The organism is Bifidobacterium sp. ESL0745, assembly GCF_029433335.1.
In the GTDB taxonomy this organism is placed as follows: Bacteria; Actinomycetota; Actinomycetes; order Actinomycetales; family Bifidobacteriaceae; genus Bifidobacterium.
The window spans coordinates 42,609-65,922 of the sequence record NZ_JAQTHX010000002.1 but is presented as its reverse complement, the minus strand read 5'-3'; the positions used below and the strand labels follow the sequence as shown (position 1 = coordinate 65,922).

At 56.2% G+C, this 23,314-nt stretch carries 12 protein-coding genes and 1 pseudogene; 9 read left to right on the top strand and 4 right to left on the bottom strand.

Annotated elements, in window-relative coordinates; translation table 11 throughout:
• Window positions 1-113: 113 nt before the first annotated feature.
• A pseudogene (locus PT275_RS07260) lies at window positions 114-248 on the top strand (enoyl-CoA hydratase-related protein); the annotation flags it as partial.
• A 340-nt stretch (window positions 249-588) separates the two neighbouring features.
• On the opposite strand, the gene PT275_RS07255 reads toward PT275_RS07260, so the two are convergent.
• On the bottom strand, window positions 589-759 hold the full coding sequence (locus tag PT275_RS07255; protein ID WP_277153729.1) for a hypothetical protein: 171 nt from the start codon (window positions 757-759) through the stop codon (window positions 589-591).
• Between the two features lie 832 nt (window positions 760-1,591).
• Between PT275_RS07255 and PT275_RS07250 the strand changes: the two genes are divergently transcribed.
• From PT275_RS07250 to PT275_RS07235, 4 genes are all read left to right on the top strand, one after another.
• A complete protein-coding gene (locus tag PT275_RS07250) occupies window positions 1,592-9,517 on the top strand; it encodes a DUF5979 domain-containing protein (protein WP_277153728.1) in 7,926 nt (2,641 codons plus the stop codon).
• A 1,031-nt stretch (window positions 9,518-10,548) separates the two neighbouring features.
• The gene (locus PT275_RS07245; RefSeq protein WP_277153878.1) at window positions 10,549-11,847 is read left to right on the top strand and encodes an MFS transporter; all 1,299 of its coding nucleotides are present in this window, start codon (window positions 10,549-10,551) and stop codon (window positions 11,845-11,847) included.
• A 361-nt stretch (window positions 11,848-12,208) separates the two neighbouring features.
• Complete coding sequence (gene ilvC / locus PT275_RS07240; protein WP_277153727.1) at window positions 12,209-13,264, top strand: ketol-acid reductoisomerase; 1,056 nt, start codon at window positions 12,209-12,211, stop codon at window positions 13,262-13,264.
• A 517-nt stretch (window positions 13,265-13,781) separates the two neighbouring features.
• The gene (locus PT275_RS07235) at window positions 13,782-14,180 is read left to right on the top strand and encodes a hypothetical protein (protein ID WP_277153726.1); all 399 of its coding nucleotides are present in this window, start codon (window positions 13,782-13,784) and stop codon (window positions 14,178-14,180) included.
• Window positions 14,181-14,242: 62 nt separating this feature from the next.
• Here PT275_RS07235 and PT275_RS07230 read toward each other — a convergent pair whose 3' ends face one another.
• The 3 genes from PT275_RS07230 to PT275_RS07220 all read right to left on the bottom strand — a co-directional run bounded on the left by PT275_RS07230 (window position 14,243) and on the right by PT275_RS07220 (window position 17,457).
• The gene (locus PT275_RS07230) at window positions 14,243-15,445 is read right to left on the bottom strand and encodes an ATP-binding protein (protein ID WP_277153725.1); all 1,203 of its coding nucleotides are present in this window, start codon (window positions 15,443-15,445) and stop codon (window positions 14,243-14,245) included.
• Between the two features lie 216 nt (window positions 15,446-15,661).
• The gene (locus tag PT275_RS07225) at window positions 15,662-17,185 is read right to left on the bottom strand and encodes an amino acid permease (protein ID WP_277153724.1); all 1,524 of its coding nucleotides are present in this window, start codon (window positions 17,183-17,185) and stop codon (window positions 15,662-15,664) included.
• The gene (locus PT275_RS07220; RefSeq protein ID WP_277153723.1) at window positions 17,182-17,457 is read right to left on the bottom strand and encodes a hypothetical protein; all 276 of its coding nucleotides are present in this window, start codon (window positions 17,455-17,457) and stop codon (window positions 17,182-17,184) included. The genes PT275_RS07225 and PT275_RS07220 overlap by 4 nt, the downstream gene beginning before the upstream one ends.
• Window positions 17,458-18,107: 650 nt before the next feature.
• Between PT275_RS07220 and PT275_RS07215 the strand changes: the two genes are divergently transcribed.
• The 4 genes from PT275_RS07215 to PT275_RS07200 all read left to right on the top strand — a co-directional run bounded on the left by PT275_RS07215 (window position 18,108) and on the right by PT275_RS07200 (window position 23,257).
• A complete protein-coding gene (locus PT275_RS07215; RefSeq protein WP_277153722.1) occupies window positions 18,108-19,673 on the top strand; it encodes an amino acid permease in 1,566 nt (521 codons plus the stop codon).
• A gap of 395 nt (window positions 19,674-20,068) precedes the next feature.
• On the top strand, window positions 20,069-20,272 hold the full coding sequence (locus tag PT275_RS07210) for a hypothetical protein (protein WP_277153721.1): 204 nt from the start codon (window positions 20,069-20,071) through the stop codon (window positions 20,270-20,272).
• 463 nt (window positions 20,273-20,735) lie between these two features.
• Window positions 20,736-21,233, top strand: a complete 498-nt coding sequence (locus PT275_RS07205; RefSeq protein WP_277153720.1) for a transcriptional regulator — start codon at window positions 20,736-20,738, stop codon at window positions 21,231-21,233.
• Between the two features lie 164 nt (window positions 21,234-21,397).
• Window positions 21,398-23,257 carry an ABC transporter ATP-binding protein gene (locus PT275_RS07200; protein ID WP_277153719.1) on the top strand — a complete coding sequence of 620 codons (1,860 nt, stop codon included), beginning with the start codon at window positions 21,398-21,400 and terminating at the stop codon, window positions 23,255-23,257.
• Window positions 23,258-23,314: the final 57 nt, after the last annotated feature.

Below are 23,314 nucleotides of genomic sequence, written 5' to 3'. Positions count from 1 at the left end.
GAGGCATTGAGAGGCAACGCAAGAGGCGGTATTGAATCTCTCCGCCCGGATTTTAAAACGGCTTTTGGCTGTGTGGCGCAGTATGCCGAAATCTATGCTGGACACGTATTTTGGTCGTTATCCTTGATCTTCAGCACCTGATCCGCATCATTCCCAAGCCCGTCATTGCGAGGGTCAAGGGCTGGTCTGTGGGCGGCGGCAACGTGCTGCAGTTGGTCTGTGATTTGACGATTGCGGCCGACAATGCCAAGCTCGGCGCATTCAGAACCCAGAACGTTGCGATGGTCTCCAACAACAACGTTCGTGGTTATTTGCTGGCCGTCACGTTGCTGCTCTATGGCAAGACGGTCGTATGGCTCAACAAGCGCCTGACCGACGACGAGCTCGAAGGGCAGATGCGTGACGCCGGAGTCGCCTGCTGCCTCAAGGGCGACAGCCTTCCTGCTGATTTGCTTTGTAACGACCCCACCAACGGCAAGAGTCGCATTATTGGTTTTGATGAGTTATTGACAAGGCTGCTGATTCTAAACTTGGAGGCAAGAATGACTCCTTGCAAACTCCGCCGATCCCGCGCGAATTCGCCGACGATCAGATGGTGAGCGTCATGTTCACCTCTGGCTCGACCGGCGCGCCGAAAGGCATCCAGCAGACGGTGCGCAACCACTTCACTTCCGTGGCGAGCATGTCTTCCCTGAAGAGGTCGAACGCGTCTATGCCGATTGTCCGGGCATCGACGAGATCGCTGTCACCACTGAACATGACGAAAAGTGGGGCGAAATTCCCGTGGCTTACGTCGTGTGTAAGGCCGATGGGAGTAATGAAGCTGCCGGCGGCAAACTTTCGGGTGTGACGGTTTCTGCGTCTGGCGAATCGTCTGAAGGGAACCGGTTACGTAAATCGAAGGAACCCGGTTACGTAAATCGAAGGAACCCGGTCTGGAAGTAACCGCTTCCAAGGCCATTCAGTTCAGAGAATTCGGCAGGGAGAATTTAGCGCATTACAAAGTGCCGCATCGTTTCTATCAAGTGGACTCGTTGCCGCGAACGAGCGTCGGCAAGGTGCGTCGTTTCCTCCTCGGTAAAAGCTGAGAGCGAAAGTCGGTTTGTGGTTGCACGAATTCTGCGGTTTGGCCAGGGGGACAATTTGATGGTTCTTGGCTTGTCGCCTTCCTCACGTTTGTTGGAAATTTATAATATGTAAGAAACTATTTTATTAGATAATTATATATAATTCATTTGATTTATTAGAAAATATCTGGATTATGTACAAGGTTTTAAGAGCTTTTCGTTACATTTTTTATTTTGCAAATAATTATAAAATACCCAAAATAATATACGGAATACGTGGGTTTCGGTATTTTAATTATTATTTTATAGTATGTTTCCTTCGAACATATCATGCGTTGATATGATAGTAGTAAATGTTTTTTAGTGATAGCACTGTATCGGTAAGAGACAAAGGATTTATATCCAAACGGTATTGATGAGAAGCGTTGCGACGTTCGTTTTATATCGCAACGCATATCCCGCGTGGGGTCGATCCGGAAGGTCAGAGGGGTTAAGACATGGGGTTATTCGATAGCCGGCGTTCAATGAAACATGCAGCCGGTAAGGTGCGCAAGGAAAAAGGTGGTGCCTCGCGTAGGTTGACTGGGCTGGTGGCTGTGGTCGCGGCGGTGGCGATGTTGTTGAGCGGTGGTGTGATCGCCTCGGCCGATAGCGTTGCCCCCAGCAACCCAAGCGCTTCTGGCGCTGCCGCGAAAACCAGTGGCGATAACAAGGCCGCCGGCGCCAATAAGGTTGGCCCTCAGGGCGACCCGGAGTATCAGTTCCTCAATTTCTCGCAGTCCGTCTACGGCGTTGACACGGCGAATGCCGCCGGCCTTAAGCCGGGCGACAAATTCACTTACCAATTCAACCTGGGCTGCTCGGAGACCAATTGCGAGGACGTGAACCTTCTTGATCAACTTCCCGCGGCCTTGCAAGGCTTCGCCATTACCGATTTCAACGTAAGCCCGAGCCTTCAGGCGAACGTCGTCTGGAAAGAGGGCGGAGTGGCCGAGTCGCGTCCTGCGAGTGTCGGCGCCAATACGTCATTCACCCTCACTCCCGGGCAGCAGTTCGTATCGGGTGAAACGAACAAAACCGGCTTGGTCGTAGGGATGAACGGTACGGTGAGCCTCACGTTGCAGGTTCCCTCAGACTTCTCGCCGAGCGATTCACGCAATAAAGTCAATTTCGAGAATTCCGCGACGCTTTTCGCTTCCAATTCCAAGTCCGTGACTTCCTCCGCGACGGCACAGGTAAGCGTTGACTCCAAGCTCGAAGCCACGGCCGTGGGTTCGTTTGATCCCGGCGCTTCCCAATATGTGCAGGGTTCGGCCGAAACGTTCAAATTCAACGTCACCAATACCTCCAACATCAATGCCGACAAAGTCGTCGTTCAGATGCCGCAGGATGCTCAAGCCGGTGCGGATACAACGTCGCTTGACACCAACAATCCGTTCCGTTTCTTTGATTTTGATAGTTTTGGATCTACGGTGATGCCATCTGGTGCCACGCAGGTTCAAGTTGATGCGTATGTCAAGGGTAGTGACGGCAAGTGGAACTGGACTGCCGGCACCCCGGGGTCTACATTCGCCTTACCGACTGGCGTGAGCGCCACCGATGTCGCCGGACTCCGCTTTACCTATACCGGCTCGATGGTGCCAAACGCCACGACTTCAAGCCCGGTCACCCTCAATCTCAAGCAGCGTTCGACCGATCGCAACGATGCTGCGAATAGCCCGCTTGTCGGGCTGAGTACCGCTTCCACCGCCAGCCCGATCCTACAGGCAAACGCGGCAAAGGGCTCGGAAACGGGCACGCCAACAGCTTCGGCGCCCGCAACGGTCACGCTTTCCCCGGCGCAACTTGGCGTAACCGTCAACGAGTCCTTCGACCCGGCCCGCCACCCGGCCGGCAACAAATCGACCGGAATAGTCTCGCTTACCAACGGCGGCTCCCCGGTCGAAAAGATGGAGGCCTCGGTAGGTAGCGGTCTGTTTAGTTCCGATATCAAATTCGGCGGGTTCAAAGCCGGTATTTTGTATCCGGCCGGTGCAGATAGCGGCACTGTTGTTTACCATATGCTTAACAGCGCTCAACCCGATCAAAGGGTGACGTTCGCCAATGGTATGGTCCCGACTTCGCCCAGTGGTGATATCGCTTCTTTCGACATCGAATTCGGTTCGACGCCAACTCCGAGCACTGTGAACCCCATCAGTGCCGGTGCGAACGCCGCCATCAATTTCATCGTGAAATCTCCCAGTGCCTACGAGTTCCCATCAGGCCAGACAACGAAAGATTTCACGGATTCCAATACCAAGGCCACGGTCACCGCGCACAACAGCGCGACGGCCTCCGCCACGGCCCCGGCTGCAACGATGACACTGGTCAAGCCGCAGATAAAAGTCTCAGTCAACAAGTCGGTAAGCCCGAATGATTCCGTTCCGGTCGGGCACCAGGCCGTGGTCGGTTTTTCGGAAACCACCGGAGCCAGTACCGATTACCTGCAGCCCAATACCGTCACCGTCGAGGATTCCTGGGCTGACAAGAGCATCGATGCCAATGGCACGATTCATGAAGGTGCCTCCGGCGCCGATGCCAATAATTTCTGGAACGCCTTCGACCTCAACGCCATCGAGTCCACGCCGATTCCGGCGCATACCAAACTGACCATAAGCGTCAATCTTCCGGGTGTGGGTTGGGTCGAGCTTGATAGCAAAGCCTCGCAAACCGCAAGTTATATCTATAGCCTCAATGCCGCCGACCTCAAAACCAAACTCGACACCGCCCATTCCGGCGCGACCCCGGATCAGGTGACGGGCATCCGGTTCAAGCTCGAATCGGACCCCGGCAGCACCGCATTTACGGGCAGCACCGCGATTTCGCAGTACGTCAGCTTTACCGCCCGTGCAGCAAAGCGCGATGGGTCCGGCGCGACCGACGAACTTGACACTTCCGGTCCTCAGAAACCGACGAAATACACCTGCGGCAACACCACCAGCCTCGCCGCGTCGGGCAAAACCGACGAGGGTTATCAGGTAGACAGCAACGCGCTTGATGCGGATCCGACCAACCAGAACACGGTCGGCGTCCTCTCGTTCCACAATCCGGAACTTCCGCCCGGGGACGATTTCTACCAAGTCAATGATTGGATCAGCGCGACGTTCACCGATCCGGACGCTTCCGATGCCGCGATGAGTTCCGCGCCGTCCCTGTCCGGAAAGAAAGTCACTTCGCACCTCAAGTGGGGCATCGACGGGGATATGACCTCGGTGACGCTCAAGCAATCCGGCGACGTAAGCGATTACGCGGATGCTGGTGCGCATAACGATATGTGGAACGACGTGTTCGATCTGCTTTCCATCAACCCCATTGCCGCGTCCGACACGCCTTACACCAACGGTTGGTACCTTAAATACGACAAGATCACGCAAGTTCGGGTCTACCGTGCAGGCGCCACCTGGTCTACCGGTACGTGGTCCGTTGTTCCGGCCCCTGGCGGCAATTGGCAGAATTCAGACAGATCTTTCAAAGGCTATACGGTGCCGACAGGTGATGCCGGGGATCTGACCGGCCTCGAGATCACCGTCGAACCTGACGATGCCGCTCGAAGTGCGGACATCGCTGCCGGCAAGCCCTACGTTCCCCAGCCCGGTTCGGGCGTAGTGGCTGCGGCGCAAACGCGCGATTTCGCGGCGAACTGGCAGTTGCGGGACAAGAAGCGTGGCGGCAGTACGTTCGTCACCGGCAGCGTGCTGCATAATGGCGACACGAGTCACCCTCAGCCGCAGAACGTCAGGCTAGAGTCCGAAAGGGCGACGGCGGCGGATCCTGCGCATCCGCATACGACGAAATATATCGGAATGAACGGCGCCAAACTCAATATCGTCGACTATAAGGCGGCCCTGAATCCGGGTAATGACGGGACATTTAACTTTTTGGTGCCGCCGCACGGTGTTTCCGCTCCGACGAGTTCCTATCCGATGCCTATTTACGATATTTCCGCAACCAATGATTCAGCTAACCGTGCGTCGTATCTGCGTATCACTACACCGTCAGAATGTGATACGAGTAATCAGAATGGTTGCTATACGGCGAACACGTCGATAGCGGCGAAGGAGAATCCGTTCACTGCCGCCAATGTTTCCGATATCGGCACCGGCAAGCTTGATTCCGCTTCTTCGATGCCCAACATGTTCAATCGACAGACGCTGACCCACATCGTGATCAGCTCGGATGATCCCAGCCAGGTCTCGCTTGCCGATTCGACTGTCCATATTCTGCGTTACACGCCGACGAACTATGCGACCGGCATGGGAACATTCACCGTCGACCCGACGATCACGACGGCGGCACAGGCCAACGCCTTGACAGAAGCCCAGCTTGCCGACGTCGTCGCGGTTTCGGTCACGTTCCAAGGTTCCTCCAACCCGGAAATCAATGGCCCGACGTTGGTCAAAGGCAACTACGTGCATCTGAAGCTGACGACACGTGTGCGTGATACGCTGCGTTCAACCAACCAGCCGTTTGTGCCATCGGCTCCGTTGTTCAACGAGACAAACCGTGCCACGGTGCAGATCTATGCGCCGATTACGGACAGTGCTCCGGATGACCAGCCCACCAAGTTTATCCGAAGCGTTATGAATTATCGCACTGGAGAACTGCAGACTGTCATCTATGAGAACATTGCCCCGAACAACCTGATCAATGTCAATCCGGGTGCACCGCAAACGGTGAAAATGGATGCGTCGAGCGCGAATGCAGGCAACAATTCTTCGCTTTCGCCCACCAAGGTGACGCTTACCAGCTGGCCGGACGGCCAAGGCAAAAACGGCAGCGTCACCAAGACTGGCAACTTCTGGAAGAACTTCAATTTCACCGGCCTTTCGCAGCTCACTTTCCCAAGTGGTGCCACCAAAGTGAAGATCGGCGTCTACGGCCCGTTCGGCCCCGGTGGTGCGCTTGGTTGGAAGGACGGCGACGAGCAGGCGCAGCTGCCCGGTGGGAGCTCCGCATATGCCATGCCGGTAACGCCGGCGCAATACAACGATATTCAGGGCCTGCGCTTTGTTTTCACCAACCCTGACGGCACCGGCGATCCGCAGCTGTTCACGAATTCTCTGGATGTTAGATGGGATGCACATATCCAATATCAGGTGGCCCAGCGCGCAACCGTGCGTGGCGACGATACGCAGAAGGTCGTCTACCCCGGCAGCGAGCCCAATGCGGTTTCCTCGCAGGTGGAAAGCAACCTGAACGATGACGTCAACCCCGACCAGACCGCTTCTTCCGACGCTAGCGCGTTGCTGTCTTGGGGATTGGGCACGGCTCAGCTTGGTTTGGATGAGGTCGCCAACTCCGGCAACCCCTCGGTCAACGTCGGCCAGATGGTGCCTTGGGAGGTCACCATCGCCAATACCGGAACCGGTTACCTTAATATCAGCAAGGTGACCGCCGATTTGCCTGCGCAGCTGCGCTATACCGGCCAAGGCGGTGCCGGAGACCCGTCCCACCCGATGACCTTTACGCCCGGAACCGTGGGCGGCGCGCCCAATTCCGGCGAACTCAAGGACACGCCAACGCTTGATTCGAGCGACCCGAGCAAGGTCGTGCTCACCTGGCCGTCCGGCAAGAACCGGATGTTGCCCGGCGAGGTTGCCAAATTCGTTGTTTGGTTGGAAGTCGAGCCCGGTGCTGTGGCTGGAAGCAATGTCAGCCTCCCTGTCACCGTCAACACCGAACAGCATCTGAGCGCGGTCGCAACCGCCCCGGGTGGTTCCGCTCTGGTGACACCGGTTATGGATGGTACCAATACCGTGGGCGGCACAGTAACCGCTTTCGTCACGCCATCCACCGGTGAAAACATCTACATCGTCGGCGGTGTCAAGGGCAGCATGCCGGGCGCGATCAACACGCTCGACAGCACCCAGACCTGCAATCCGACGCTCACCGCGCTTGACGGCAAGAGCTATTATCGCTCGCCGTGCCGTGCCAATACCGCTGTCGGCGGCAAGGACGATTGGGTGCTGCACATGGTCAACGCCGGTACCACGGCGGTTAAAAAGGTGCAGTTCTTCGAACAGTTGCCTGCCAAGAACGACAAGAGCATCGTGGCCAGCAGCGATTATCGCGGTTCGACCTATCATGCCGAACTGACCGAAGCCCCGAAGGTCGTGGGCGCGCCGGCAGGCACAACCGAAACGATCGAGGCCTCCGTCGATAAATCACCTTGCGTAGGCACTTGGAGTACTTTGCCTGGCATCTCAACCAGTCCTGCCAACGAGGCGTGTTCGGTCTCGACTTGGGTTCCCGGCAGCGCCGTCACGGATTGGTCAAAGGTCACCGGACTTCGTGTGACCCTTGACTTCTCGACTACATCCAGCACGACATTGCGACCCGGCGAAGGTGCGGACGTCACGTACACCTCGAAGAACACCCCCGCATCTTCCGTCGGTCCGCACGATGACGATTCCGACCCGTCGGTCCCGGTCTCGTTCGACCAGGCGGCCGGTGTGCAGGAGGTGTGGGACCAGTTCGGTATCCTCTATACTGCGCTCGACGGCAGCATGCATCCTGCGGCGCCGTCACGTTTCGGCACGCGTATCGAAACCGGTTCGCTTCTGGCGTCCAAGGTCGTTTCCGGTCCCGCAGCGAGCGCGTATAGCCCGCAGCAGGTCCGTGCGTCCGTTTCCTGCAGAAGCGCAGATGGCGATGCGATGCTGTTTGCTGGCCAAAGCCATGGTCTCATCACGCTCAACAAACAGTCCGACGGCACGTACGCTGCCGGCAGGCTTGCGAATATTCCGTTGAGCCTTGATGGCACAGGGGAGGGCAATACCGTTTGCACCGTTTCCGAGGACGGCGAGCTTGGCCAGTTCGGCGAGGCCGGGCGTTCCGTGAGCGTGAACGGTGACAACAACACCTCTGATTCCGATACGATGAATATTGTCACTTCTGACACTCTGAACGGTGCCAATAATCCCACCAATGCCGTGGTCGCGGCTCAATCTGCGCGGATTTCCAACGTCTACCGCTACTCCGACTTGAGTGTTACCAAGAAGGTCGACACCAAAGCCACCAAGGGCAGCTTCGGTCCGTTCAACTTCAAGGCGGTCTGCAAGACGAGCGATGGCCAGACGGTTCGTTTCGGCGCGGGCAATGACGAAAGCGCTTCCTTCACGTTGAGCGACGGCGAGACGTGGAAGGCGCCGGCCGACACGATTCCGGCCAATTCGACCTGCACCATCACCGAAACCGATCCTTCGGCGGCCGACAAGACGGTGTTCACCGGTGATAACGTCACCGCGAATGCCGACGGCACCGCCAGCGTCAAGGTCGGCGACGGCAGCGCCACTGACCTTGCCAAGGTTGTGGCCACCACCGTGGCCAACCACTACGATGCCGGCACGTTCAGCGTTAACCGTGAGGTTTCCGGCGACGGTGCTTCTCGCTATGGTACGGCTCCGGTCAAGTACGAGGCGGTCTGCGATTACCGCGGCCAGCAGCTGCTCAATGAGCAGTTCGGCATCAGCGGCAGCGGCAGCAAGAGCTTCGGCGTCTTCCCGGCGGGCACGCAGTGCACCGTGCGTCAGGTCACCGATTCCGGTGCCACAAAGCACACGTTCGAGCCCGCAAACGGCAAGATCACCATCGCCAGCGTGGCACAAGCGGAAGCTGCGGCTGCCGGGAACGTAAACGGTTCCAAGCCCGGTATCCCGATCTTGGTCAACGGTCTGAGCAACGTCACTGTCGTCGCAACCGACAGGTACGACGTAGGCCAGGTTCCGATTGTCGTCAACCGTACCGGCGATGAAAGCGCCCTCGGTTCGCGTGGCAAGGGCCCATTCAAGGTCAAGGTCACCTGCACCTATCAGCGTGACGGCAAGCCGACCACAATCGACTTGGGCGACAACGGCAGCTTTACCTTGAGCGAGGCGAACAGCTACAGCACGACGTTGGGCGACATCCTGCTCGGCGCGCACTGCACGGTCGTGCAGACCGATTCGTCCGGCGCAGATTCCACCTCGATCGACCCGGCGAACGGCGAGGTGACGGTTGTTCAATCTGCGGACAAGAACAAGGTGACCATCACCAACGTCTTCCGCAACAAGCTTCCCGGAACAGGGATTTTGGGCGGCTTCCCCGGAGGCGGGGTTCTTGGCGGCGGTGCCGTCGGTTTGGGCGGCGGATCCTCTAACGGGGCCAACGGCGGCAGCCTTGGTTTCGGGACTTCCGCTGGTCTTGCGGACGGTCTTTCGTCAGGTGCGGCTAGCGGCAGAATGGCTACAACCGGTGCTGCGGTAACCGGTATCGTTGTCCTGATCATCATCCTTCTGATCGGCGGCGGCACCATCCTTTATATGCGTCGTCGTTCGACCAGCGGCGATGAGCGTGACGGGGCTTCCGACGATTCCTCGGATTCCGAAAACAAGGATGGTGGCAATTCGCAAGGCGGCACGATTCCCGCCTGATAGGTGAGGGTTGAGGCTTAAGGTCGGGTGCGATTCGATTCGTACCCGGCCTTTTGCGTTTCGTCTGCGTTGGGTCAGAGTCAAGACATATGCTTTGGGAAAATGACCTTGGATTACAACGACAGTGTCGGGTTCGGATTAATTTCGTGACATTTTAAATAGCCTTTATGCCGCATAGCAGATGTTTTTGTACTTATGTTGGATGCACGTTTGGCTGATATTCCAACGTTTGTTGTGATGGCTGGTGGCTTTACTGTCCGAATAATGAGATACCGGGGTGTGCTGGAGCAAAGGCGCGCCTATGGTACCTGATTAACGGGTCACGAACCCGATAGAACTTGGTAGATGTTGAAAGGAGGACGCCATGAAGAACGGATTGATGAGTCTTAACGCTGAATCTGCACGAATTATTAGCCCGTCTTCGTTGGCGGCCTGATTTTTGACATTCAGCTTGAGCCCCGCCAATGAAGGCAGGGCAAGCAAGCGGATCGTCCAATCGGACGAATAACGATATTCACAAGAAATATCCGGCGTATAGCTTCTGAGCCCTGCAAGAAATGGCAGGGCTCATTTTGTTATTGCGCCCCAAAAGGTCACCGTGGTAGTGCCGCAAGTTCGTGCACGAACTATTCCGTAAACCGGATAGTGAGAACGACTCAATAACCGGATAATCAAACCAAAACCGAAAACGCGAAACCGAAAACGCGAAACCGAAAACGCGAAACTCAAACCGAATGGCATACGGCTTCAAGCAAAACGGCGAACGACATCGGTTCTCCGTTGTGTCATACACGGTTCGCGCGGCCCGCAAGTGGACAGGCGGACAGCGCGAGCGGACAGAACGCGGGACGGCGAAGCGGCAAGCGGCAGGTTGTGAGCATCGCGCAGCAGGCCTTAAAGCAAAGCAGTATCGGTACGGCAATACAAACGTACCGGAGGAGAACATTATGACATCAGTCGACACAGCGACTGGGAACGGCAGCGGCAGCGACAGCACTGCGGCAGCCGTACGCAAGGCAAAACTTCAGGACATGGCGCACGATTCGGTCGGTACCGTCATCGCCGCCTCGATGGTCGGCACGGCCATTGAATTCTACGATTTCTACGCCTACGGCACCGCCTCGGCCAACTATTTTCCGAAGATTTTCTTCTCGGACAAGACCAACCCCACCGTCGCACTGCTTGTCAGCCTCCTGACTTTCGCCATCGCCTTCATCGCCCGCCCGCTTGGCTCGCTGATTTTCGGCCATTACGGCGACAAGATGGGCCGTAAGACCACGCTGGTCGTCAGCCTTCTGACCATGGGCCTGTCCACCTTCCTCATCGGCTGCCTGCCGACGTATAGCCAGTGGGGCCTGCTCGCGGTCGTCGTGCTCTGCCTTTGCCGCTTCATCCAAGGCATCGGCCTCGGCGGGGAATGGTCCGGCGCGGCGCTGGTCGCCACGGAAAACGCCCCGGCCAACAAGCGTGCGCTCTACGGCTCCTTCCCGGAGCTCGGTGCCCCGATCGGCTTCTTCCTCTCCAACGGCACCTACTTTTTGCTTGAGTCCTTCTGCACTCCGGCGCAGATGCTCGCTTGGGGCTGGCGCGTGCCGTTCCTGCTCTCCATCGTGCTCGTCGTGGTCGGCCTGGTCGTGCGCGTCCACATGGAGGAGACCCCGATCTTCCGCCTCGCCCAAGAGCAGAAGAAGACCGTGAAGTCGCCGCTCAAGGAAGTCTTCCGCACCAGCTGGCGCCAGGTCCTGCAGGCCACGTTCATCGTCGCGGTCACCTACACCCTCTTCTACACGCTGGCCACCTGGTCGCTCGCTTGGGGCACCAAGACCAAGGCCGAAGGCGGCGGCGGCCTCGGCTTCACCAACCGCGAGTACCTGCTGATGCTGATGGCCGGCATCTGCGTCTTCGCCGTGTTCATCGTGCTCTCCTGCGTCTACGCCGACAAGCTTGGCCGTCGCCGTGTGCTGATGTTCTCGTCAATCGCGCTGGTCGTGTTCTCGTTCTGCTTCCCGTACCTGTTGATGAGCCACCGCAACTTCGTGGAGATCATGGTCTTCCTGTGCGTCGGCTTCGCCCTGATGGGTATCGCGTTCGGCCCCGTCGGCGCGATCCTGCCTGAGCTCTTCAGCGCCAACGTCCGCTACTCCGGCTCCGGCCTGGGCTACAACCTCGCCGCCATCGTCGGCGCGGCTTTCGTCCCGACCATCGCCACCTGGCTTTCCTCCCATTGGGGTGTGCGTTCCGTCGGCCTCTACATGGCCGTGATGGCGTTGTGCTGCCTGGTCGCCCTGCTCACCTGCAAGGAGACCAAGGACACCGACTTCACCGCGTGATTGCGCCGGGCTGCCGCTTGTCCTGCGGCTTGGTTTTGTCAGGCTTTCGTCGGCAGCCCTTATATATGGGCAGTCAAACGATGGGTCATCGTTCATTAAAAGTATCTTTATAACTGAATATTAATAATTAAAAATTAAAATATAGATTTGGGAATGGCTGTTGATTCGGGATTCGTCCCGTCTCAATCTTTAAGAATTATCTGTTCGATTATTGGACGGCGGCGCGGTTCGCGCTGTGACCGGCGTTACAATGGACGAACAACGGGACAAAATCCCTTTAGATCAAGAGCCAATTTCTACGCACGGCAGGCAGAGTGCTTAGTCGTGCAAATAATAATAAATTATGCAAGGAGTGCATACTATGGCAGCACAAATCTGGTACGAAGACGACGCTGATCTCTCCGTTCTCGACGGCAAGAAGGTCTGCATCATCGGTTACGGTTCGCAAGGTCACGCGCACGCGCTGAACCTGCGCGACTCCGGTGTGGACGTCGTCGTCGGCCTGCGGCCTACCTCCAAGTCCGTTGAGTACGCCAAGGAGCAGGGCCTCGAAGTGAAGTCCGTCGCCGACGCGGTCAAGGAAGCGGACATCATCATGTTCCTGGCTCCTGATCAGTATCAGGGCACGATCTATAAGGAAGAGGTCGAGCCCAACATGAAGCCCGATGCGGCGCTCGCCTTCGCGCACGGCTTCAACATTCGTTACGGCTACATTAAGCCGGGCAAGGGCCACATGACCTTCATGGTCGCCCCGAAGGGACCGGGCCACATCGTCCGTCGTGAGTATGTCGCCGGCCGTGGCGTGCCGGTGGTCGTCGCCTGCGAGAACGACGACAAGGGCGACGGCTGGGCCATCACCCTCGCCTATGCCAAGGCTCTGGGCGCTCTGCGCGCCGGCGCCATCAAGACCACCTTCAAGGAAGAGACCGAGACCGACCTCTTCGGTGAGCAGGACGTGCTCATGGGCGGCGTCAACCACCTGGTCGAGACCGGTTTCGAGGTGTTGACCGATGCCGGCTACCAGCCGGAGATCGCCTACTTCGAGGTCTGCCACGAGCTGAAGATGCTCGTCGACCTGATGAACGAAGGCGGTTTGAACAAGGCCCGTTGGTCCTGCTCCGACACCGCCCAGTACGGCGACTTCACTTCGACCGTCATCGACGAGCACACCCGCCACAACATGGAGCATCAGCTTCAGCGCATTCAGGACGGCTCGTTCGCTAAGGAATTCATGGACGACCAGGCCAAGGGCGCTCCGCGCTTCAAGGAGCTGCAGCAGAAGTACAGCCACGAACGCATCGAGACCGTCGGCCCGAAGCTTCGTTCGATGTTCTCCTGGCTCAAGGGCAAGTCGGCCGACGCCGACGAGAACGAGTCCTTCAACGGCGACATCGCCCGCACGCAGGTCCAGAAGTGAGCTTGCCGAAGGTTCTCGTTGTGGCCGACTGAGCGTTTTCGCTCGTCAGGTCTGAGGGTTCGAGAGCTGTAAACAAGGGTTGTCACAAGGGTTTACCCTGGTGGCAACCCTTGTTTTGTAGTTGCCGGCCGATTGAATATCCGTGTCTGTCGCCGATAAATGCTTTGTCCAATGGCTTTGGATAACCATGCCGTTTCGTTGTGTGAACCTCGCGTTGCGGTGTATGGCGTCATGATGGTGTGACGTACTTAACAAAACACAATAAAAGGAATCGGAACGCAATGACCGTCTTGACGTGTCCCGAAGCCATACTCCTGTATGATTCGGGCGGCAATGATGCGAAGCCGCATCAGTGTTAGCGCGTGAAAACAAGTGTCACCTCGCGCAAAACTAGACAAAACGTGAAAGCGATATCGCGATACGCTTCTTAGACATTGCAAAAAAGTTGTATCAGCGCGAGAAGGCAGAAAAGTGCCGACAAGAGGCAACGCGCAAATTGTTCTAAGGATTGATAGCCATGATGATCGGTAACGAAATCAGCAACGAAATCAGCAAGTACACTCACTTCGCGGGCAAGCAGGGTGGTTTTGCAGGCAAAAACGTTAACCCCAAAGGCAAACGGGGTATCTTCGCAAGGAAACACGATAGCTTTGCCGACGAGTACGACTTCGTCGACGAAAACGAAGCCGCGGCAAGCGAGCGGAGCGCTTCCCATGGCATCGCATGGTGGAAGCACGCCATCAGTTGGGCTGCTATTTTCGTTCTCTTCGCGTTCGGTGCGTTCGCGGCGTTCAAGGCCCTGAATACCGAAACCATAGTGACGGAGGACCCGCAGACGGTTTCCGCGACCTACGAGCAAAAGCAGTCCGACGCCGACAAAGCCGCCGCCCCGGTTCCCGCCGACTTCGCTGAGTAGGAGATGCCGTTCTTAAGCTGTTTTGAATCATTGATTCGTGAGCCGTCGAAGCGAGTTTTGATTTACTGACGATGCTGACCGTTTAGCAGCCAGTCGAGCAGATTCTCCTGTTTGATTCCGGCGTGGTCGCCGTTGCCGATGCGATCCAGAGTCAGCAAGGTTTTGGGATGGTTGTCGTCGATGTTTTGCAGCGGTGTGAGTTCGCGGGTCAGGGTGGTGCTATCCATCACGGTCTGTGAGACCTGGAAATAGTGGACTCTGTCGGCACCCGTGGCGCAGAAGTCGACTTCGCTGTTTCCGATTTTGCCGATGGACACGGTTCGGTAACGGCGTAGCAGCTCGAGGTAGATCACGTTTTCAATGCGATGGCCGGTGTCGCCGCTGGATTTGCCGAGGAACCAGAATCTGAAGCCGGGGTCGCCCAAATAGTATTTCTCAAGCGTTTTCATATAGGCCTTGCCTTTGATGTCATAGCGGCTGGCGCTGAAAAGCAGGTAGTTTTCGCACAGTGCGGCTATATACTCGCGGACGGTGTTGGGAGAAATGCCGCTATGCTCCTGTTTCATTGTGTCCGCGATGCCTTTGACCGAGGTGATGTTGCCGACGTTGTCGGCCAGGAACGCGGCGACTTCGTTGAAGGCTGGCATGTCGATTTTCGGGTGACGTACCGCGACGTCTTTCACGAGAATGGTATTGAACACGCCTCCGAGATAGTCGGCGATGCTCTGTTCGTCGTCGAGGTAGGTGATATAAGGCAGACCGCCGTAAGTGAGATAGCGTTCAAACGATTGGTCCGTGCTCTCCGATTGTGGCCTGGTGCTGCGGTATTCCGCGAACGAAAGCGGGAACATGTTGAGTTCGACGTAACGGCCGGTCAATAGCGTCGCAAGTTCGCTGGAAAGTAGCTTCGCGTTCGAACCGGTGATATAGATGTCCGCATCTTTGCGGATATACAGTGCATCGACGGCTTTCTCGAAATGTTCGACGTGCTGGATTTCATCCAAAAAGATATAGTTTTGACCCGGTTGCAGACGCTTGACGATGTAGTCGTATAGTGGCTTGGCTTTGGTTGGATAGGCTTCATCAAGGCTTTCGAAGTTGATGGCGATGATGTTCTTGGGATCGACGCCGTCGTTGGCGAGATGGTCACGGAAGATTTCGAGTATCTTCGATTTGCCGCTGCGGCGCATTCCTGTCACTACTTTGATGGGTTCCTTGTCGCGCCAGCGTTCCAGCCAATCCAAATAATAAGGGCGATCAATCATTTTTCCAGCTCCAAATCTGTCAGTCTATTGACAACTTTACCAGAAAATTGAAAGTTCTATCAGTCTATTGACAACTTTTACTAAAATCTAAAAAGTTATCAGTTGATTGACAAAACTTTTAGTTTTGGACGGAAATTGTCAGTAGACTGACAGAACTTTCGAGGTTAAGATGGTGAGAATCAATTGATCGGCGGAATTCCGTTGGCGGATGAACTGTTACTTGCCTGTCGATGTCGGTTCCTTTTGCCGCTTCAGCACCTCCGGGCGCGCGGAGGAGACGTCCATATCCGCCAGTTTGACGATGTGGGTATGGTGGGTGAATTTGTAGCCGAAATAGAGGGCGGCGACCAAAATGACGCTGAAATAGGTCATCAGGATCTCGCCCCAATTGCCGGAGACGAAGGCCGGAATATCCTGCCCACACATCACCACCAGGCAGAGCACGATGGCGAGGACCGGGCCGAGCGGGAAGAGTTTGGCGTGGTACTTCAGTTCCGAAAGCTTGTGGCCCTGCAGCTTGAACGCACGGCGGAAGCGGAAGTGGCTCAGCGCGATGCCGATCCATGAGATGAAGCCGGTCAGACCAGTCGCCGTGACCAGCCACATATAGAATTTCGGTCCGAAAATGCTGGACGAAAATGCCAGCGCCTCGATGCAAAGCGTGGTGATCAGCGCCGCCAGCGGGACGCCACGTTTGGTGGTGGTCCCCAGGAACTTCGGCGCGTAGCCGTCCTTCGCCATGCCGTAGAGCATGCGGCTTGAGGCATAGGCACCGGTGTTGACGGCGGAGAGGATGGAGGTCAGCACGACGGCGTTCATGATGCTTGCGGCTCCAGCCAGTCCGGCTTTTTCGAAGACGATGGTGAACGGCGACATGGCGACATTCGTATCGGAAGCGCCGAGCAGGTGCGGGTCGGTGTAGGGGATGATCGCCGCGATGACGAATATCGAAAGCAGATAGAAGAGCACGATGCGCCAGAAGACGTTGTTGATGGCCTTCGGCACCGCTTGGCTTGGGTTCTCGGATTCGCCCGCGGTCACTCCTACGACTTCGGTGCCTTGGAACGAGTAGCCGGCGATGAGGAAGACCGCCATGATGGCGGGGAAGCCGCCGATGAACGGGCCGCCTTTGTAGGTGAAGTTCTTCAAGCCGATGGCCGGTTGGAACATGATGCCGCAGATCATCATCAGGCCGATGACGATGAAGATGACGATGGTGACCACTTTGATCAGCGCCAGCCAGAATTCCGTCTCGCCGAACGCGGAGACCACGAAGGCGTTGAGGCAGAAGATGATGACGAGCATGGTCAGGCTCCACACCCAGCCCGGCGATTTCGGGAACCAATACTGCATCAAAAGCGCGGCGGTCGAGATGTCGGTGGCGCCGGCGATGGCCCAGTTGAGCCAGTAGTCCCAACCCATTGCGAAGCCCAGCGCCGGGTCCACGTATTTGGTGCTATACACTGAAAACGAACCGGAGACGGGCATGTTCGTGGCGAGTTCGCCGAGGCTGGTCATCAAAAAATAGATCATGATGCCCATGGCCGCGTAAGCCACAAGCCCGCCGCCTGGCCCGGCCTTGGCGATGGTGCCGCCTGAGGTCATGAACAGGCCGGTGCCGATGCACCCGCCGAGTGCGATCATCGAGATGTGACGAGTCTTGAGTTTTCGGACTACCCCGCCGTCCGGTTTCGCGGACTTGCTGTTGCCGTTGTTGCTGTTGGAAGTGCTGTTGCTCATGCTTCGACCGCCGTTGAAAGAGTGAGTTTTGCCGTTGCCGCCGCGATGTTGCCGGAGTTGTAGCCGCTTCCGCTGTTTGCTTTTCGTCCGTTGCCATTGCCGGGGACGCCGATGTGTGCACTTTGGCGATTGCTCCAATCGACGTCGTTAACAGCGTTGAATCGGCTTGATATTGTGTGCGCGCCGCTGCCGAACGCATTGCTTGCATCTGAACTGCAGCCGATCTCACCGCTGATGCTGCTGCCTGTTGTTGTGCCCGACTGACTGGTCATGTGGCGCTCCTCTTTCACGGGATTCCCTGCTCGTGTATTGCGTATCGCATCCTTTGGTACGATAACTTTCGATGGGAATGAATCTGTAGACCGTTTGACCGTGACTGGCGGTTGAATGCGCGGTTCGTTTGAAAATTTCCCCAACGTCTCGAAGTGTAAGGGGGTAAAAGGATATTTGCGTTAATGGGCTCGGTATTTGGCAAGGGCATTGCCGCTTCCGCTAGCGTTTCTGTTTTCTGATTCGCTCGCATTTCGTTTGTTTCGTTTTCGATTCACTGTATTTCTGTTTTCGTCCGCAAGCGGTTTTCGACGCAACTAACGTGACCTTATTGTTATGTGTCTAAATCATCTGTGACGAGACTTTCGGTTTGCCTGTAACGTGATACAAATGGCCATTCCAATGCTGCAAGGGTCACTTTATGAGACACGTATTAAAACTTTCGCAATGAGCCCTAAAAATAAGTGACAAATGGCGAAATGTTAGGTAGCTTACTAAATTCTGTTTAATTATTTTCGATATTTTCTATTATTTGTTAGCGTTTTTTATGCGACAAATTCCATAAAGCGGCCATTGAAACCTTACTGTTATCTCCTGCAGCGTACGCTATTCACTATTGCGCGAGTTTGCAGCAAGACATGAAGGGAAGATCATGACAAAAATTGATGAAGGCAGCAATGCCACAACCAATGCCAATGCCGATCTCAAAGCTGCGAACGGCGCGTCGGCAAAGGTGGCAGGTTCGGCGGATGCGTCCAAACCGAATGGCGGCAGCGTCGGCGAGAAGACCAACCAACTTGAGCGTGGCCTGAGTAACCGTCATGTCCAGTTCATTGCTATCGGCGGTACGATCGGCACCGGCCTCTTCCTTGGTTCCGGCAAGTCCATCGCGCTGACCGGCCCGAGCATCATCCTCGTCTACATCCTCGTCGGCGTGATGATGTTCCTGTTGATGCGCGCCATCGGCGAGCTGATGTATCACGATCCGGACCAGCATACGTTCATCAACTTCATCGGTCGCTATCTCGGCGCAGGCTGGGGCCATTTCGCCGGCTGGACCTACTGGATCGTCCTTGTGCTCCTGGGCTTGACCGAGATCACCGCCGTCGGCACGTATTTCGTTACGTTCTTCGATACCTTCGGCTTCGATCTGCGCCATTGGCAGTGGCTCGTCGAGATCTGCTTCCTCGCGGTCCTTGTAACCATCAACCTGATTGCGGTCAAGGCGTTCGGCGAGACGGAGTTCTGGTTCTCGATGATCAAGATCACCCTGATCGTCGCGTTGATCGCCACCGCCGTGGTGATGGTCGTCATCGGTTACCACTATCCGTCCGTCCAAATCCACGGCCTCGATCACCCAAGCCCCGCTGGCCACGCCGGATTCGACAATATCTTCAACGGGCTTTCGATGGCTCCGAACGGCTGGATGGCCTTCCTGATGAGCTTCCAGATGGTCTTCTTCGCCTACGAAATGATCGAGTTCGTCGGTGTCACCGTCTCCGAGACCAAGAACCCACGCAAGGTGTTGCCCAAGGCCATCAATGAGATTATCATGCGAATCCTGATCTTCTACGTCGGCGCGCTTATCGCCATCATGCTCATCGTTCCGTGGCGCACGTTCAAGCCGAACAAGGACGGCTCATTCGCCTCCCCGTTTATCATGGTCTTCCAATACGCGGGCCTCAACTGGGCTTCGGCGCTGGTCTTCTTCGTGGTCATCACCGCCGCGTCCTCCGCGCTCAACTCGCTACTGTATTCCGCGGGCCGTCACCTCTTCCAGCTGGCCGAGGTCTCCAAGTCGCCCATCATCCGCAAGGTCGGGGTCGTCTCCTCGCACAGGGTTCCGGCGCGCGCCATCGTGGTTTCCGCCTGCTTTATCCTGCTTTCGCCGATTATCAACGCGATTCCCAAGATTTCCAATGTTTTCGTGCTCTTCTCCTCGGCGTCCAGCGCGGTGATCCTCTTCGTCTATATCCTGACGATGATCGCCCACCAGCGTTACCGTCAGTCCGCCGATTTCGACCCGGACGGCTTCGTGATGCCGGCGTACAAGTTCACGAATACGCTGACGATTCTCTTTTTCGTGTTTATTTATTGCACGTTATTCATTTCCGCTGATACTCGCGGTTCTGCCGTCTCGGGGTTGATCTGGCTGGTTGCGTTCGGCGGATATAGCCTGATTCACTACCGTGGGAAGCAAGCTGAGCTTTTAGTCTGAAATAAAAACTGTCGGCCGCATCAAACATATTTTCTGTGTAACGTTTGATTAAGCCGACAGTTTCGTATTTGTGCCGGTTCCACTACAGGCTTGAAACGGTATTGAAAGGTTTTAAGCAGATTTGTAAGGGTCGGATTCGTTGTAAATATCGGTTTTGTGATACAAGTTATCCAAAACTAATTGTGAAAAACATAGTAAAAACTTGAAATACGGATTGACAAACGAAAAATCTGTATTACCTTAATACAGTATTGATGTAAGAAATTTTTACATTGATGTAGTTTGTGCAATGATAGCTGGTTCACAAATGAATCGAAAGCCGTTCCGGTATTCTGGAAAGGTGATACAATAAAGCTATCTGTAACACAGATTGTCACGAAAAACGGAGGTAGGAAATGGCTAAGGCAGTTAAGGCACAGCATGGAGTTCGTCAGCTTCAGGAGCGTACGTGGTGCGTTCGGGCGACGTCAGAGTTGGCTGACTGGGTTCTTTCGGGTGCGGCTGATGAGGAGATTCGTCCTTCCGCGCTCATTCGCGAAGCTGTTGGCGAGTATCTGAAGCGCCATCACGCTGATCTTCGTCCGGCTGCAAAGGCCTGATTGAGGTTTATCAAAACTTCTTCGCGTTAGCGCTTCTGAATAGCGTAGGCGCCTGCCGTCCGTTGCTTTATGCAGCGGACGGTTTTTATTGCCTTTTGGCAGGAAGGGCCATGGTTTCGGGTCATAGGTCGGAATGTGTGCCTGGGACTAAGCCCGGAGTCGTTGGCAGTGGCGTAGCAAGAGTTTCAATCTCGCCGTTCTGATTGCAAGTGACCTTATATGCTGGGTTATGTGCCATGTGGCAGATTGCTTTGACGCAGGTTTTGGACGTGTATTGTTGCTCTCGTTCCGCGAAGGCTCTTATATAACGTTGCTGGTTATTACAGATGTCTTTTATTGCTGTCGAATTCTTACAAAAAATATAAAAGATATGGTGTTCTTCACTTTTAGTAAAATACTAATAGTGTTAGTTATTGATGGGTGTTAGTATTGCGTACGCACGAACCAGAGAAACGGAACGGTCATGGGATTTGAACAGGAAGCGCTGCAGGTGCTGCGTGACGAGGTGCACAGCAACAAATCGGCCATGTGGCATCAGGTCGAAGGCGCAGGCAAAGGCGAACCATTCGTGCTGCGGCACCTGCTCAAGCACGGCACCCAGACCCCTTCGCGGCTCGCCGAGGCCTTGCACGCCAGTTCCGGCAGGATTTCGGCGCTGCTCGGTGCCATGGAGAAAAAGGGCTATGTCACGCGGAAAATCGATGACCATGACCGACGCAATATCCTGGTCTCGCTGACGCCGAAAGGCACCGAGCAGGCCAAGCGCGACCGCGACGACATTGATTCGGTTATCCGCTGGATCTTCTCGCAGATGGGGGAGCGCCGTACCCGTGAATTCGTTGATCTTTCACAGGAATTCATGACCTATATGTCGGTGTGCAAGCCCGGTGCCCCCAGGCCCACCGCCGAAGAGGTGAACGCAGCCTTCGCCGCCAAACGCGAATCGGCCGGTAAGCAGTAGCGATATGCGTCACGCGCGGATTCCTACGCGTTGGGTGAAAAGCAGACACAATCCAGCAGCCACGAGTATTGTACGTTCAGTCAACAAAATATTTAACATCGTTAATCATTATGGGTGCTCGGTAATTATGATTCCGGGGCTAACTAAAAAACGGAAGGGGATTCATGCTTCGCATCAGCAAATATCTCTCCAAAACGGAGATCGGGCAGATGCTGCTGAGCCTTGCGTTCATCGCAGGGCAGGTCTTTTTCGACCTGAAGCTGCCGGACTACATGTCCAGAGTGACGGCGCTGGTCGAGACGCCGGGCAGCAAGATGATCGATATATGGAAAGAGGGCGGCAAGATGCTGCTCGTTTCCTTGGGTTCGGTGCTCTGCGCCATTGCCGTAGGCTATTTCATGGCCCGTATCGGCGCTTCGTTCAGCCAGCGTCTGCGCTCGCTTGAGTTCCGCAAGGTCGAGTCCTTCGGTCCGGCCGAAATGAGCAAGTTCTCCACGCCGTCGCTCATCACCCGCTCCACCAACGACATCACGCAGATCCAGATGTTCATCACCATGGGCGTCTTGCTGGTCTTTCGCGCGCCGATCATGGCCGTCTGGGCCATCTTCAAGATCGCCGGCAAGGGCTTCGAGTGGACGGTCGCCACGGCGGTCGCCACCGCCATCATGATGGTCTTCGTCATCGTCATCATGACTTTGGTGATGCCGAAGTTCCGCTCGATGCAGCGCCTGACCGATAACATCAACGCCGTCGCCCGCGAGAACCTGACCGGCCTGCGCGTCGTCCGCGCCTATAACGCCGAGGATTATCAGGAAAACAAGTTCGCCAAGGTGAACGCCGATTTGACCAACACCCAGCTCTTCACCACCCGTGCGATGGCCGCGATGAACCCTGTCATGTCCAGCGTAATGAACGGCCTGGGGCTGGCGATCTACTGGATCGGCGCCTACCTCATCAAGGCCGCGGCGCTGCCGGCCACCAAACTCACCGACTTCTCGAACATGGTCGTCTTCTCCAGCTACGCGATGCAGGTCATCATGGCCTTCCTCCTCTTAAGCATGGTCTTCGTGCTCTGGCCGCGCGCCGACGTTTCCGCCCAACGCGTGCTGGAAGTCCTCGATACCGAACCGTCCATCAAATCCGGAACGCTCAAGGTTGGCAAGCCCGGTGAAACCGGTACCGTCGAGTTCCGCAACGTCGGTTTCGCTTACCCCGGAACCCGCGACGAAATGCTCAAAGACATCAACTTCACGGCCAAGAAGGGCCAGACTGTCGCTTTTATCGGCTCCACCGGTTCCGGCAAATCTACGCTCGTGAACCTCGTGCCGCGTTTCTACGACACCACCGAGGGCGAGGTGCTGGTCGACGGTGTGAACGTGAAGGATTACGACATCAAGGACCTGCGCGACAAGATCGGTTACGTGCCGCAGCAGTCGGTGATGTTCAAGGGCACCGTGGCGTCCAACGTGAGCTATGGCGACCGGCCCGGCGACGCCGAAACCGTCGAGGTGGCCGATACCTCCACCGCCAAGGGTCGCAAGCGCGAACTGGCGTTGATCGCCGGCGAGGACAAGCGCGACGAATTGACGCCCGAGCAGATGGCCAACGTCCGCGAGTCCAGCGAGGTCGCCCAGGCCGATGAGTTCGTGGAACGCATGGACGGCGAGTACGACGCGCCTATCGCGCAGAGCGGCTCCAACGTCTCCGGCGGCCAGAAGCAGCGGCTCTCCATCGCCCGCGCCGTCTACCGCCATCCCGAAATCATGGTCTTCGATGACTCGTTCAGCGCGCTCGATTTCAAGACGGACCGTGCGGTGCGCGATGCCCTGAAGAAGGACGCCGCCGATTCCACCAAGCTCATCGTCGCCCAGCGCGTGGGTACGATCATGGACGCCGACACCATCGTCGTGCTTGACGACGGCAAGGTCGTAGGCAAGGGGACGCACAAGGAACTGCTCAAGACCTGCAAGGTCTACAAGGAGATCGCCGAGTCCCAGCTGAGCCCCGACGAGCTCGCCGCGTAATACACAGTATGGGGCGGCGGGAATGTTGCGAAATTGCGATATGTCAATAAATATCAA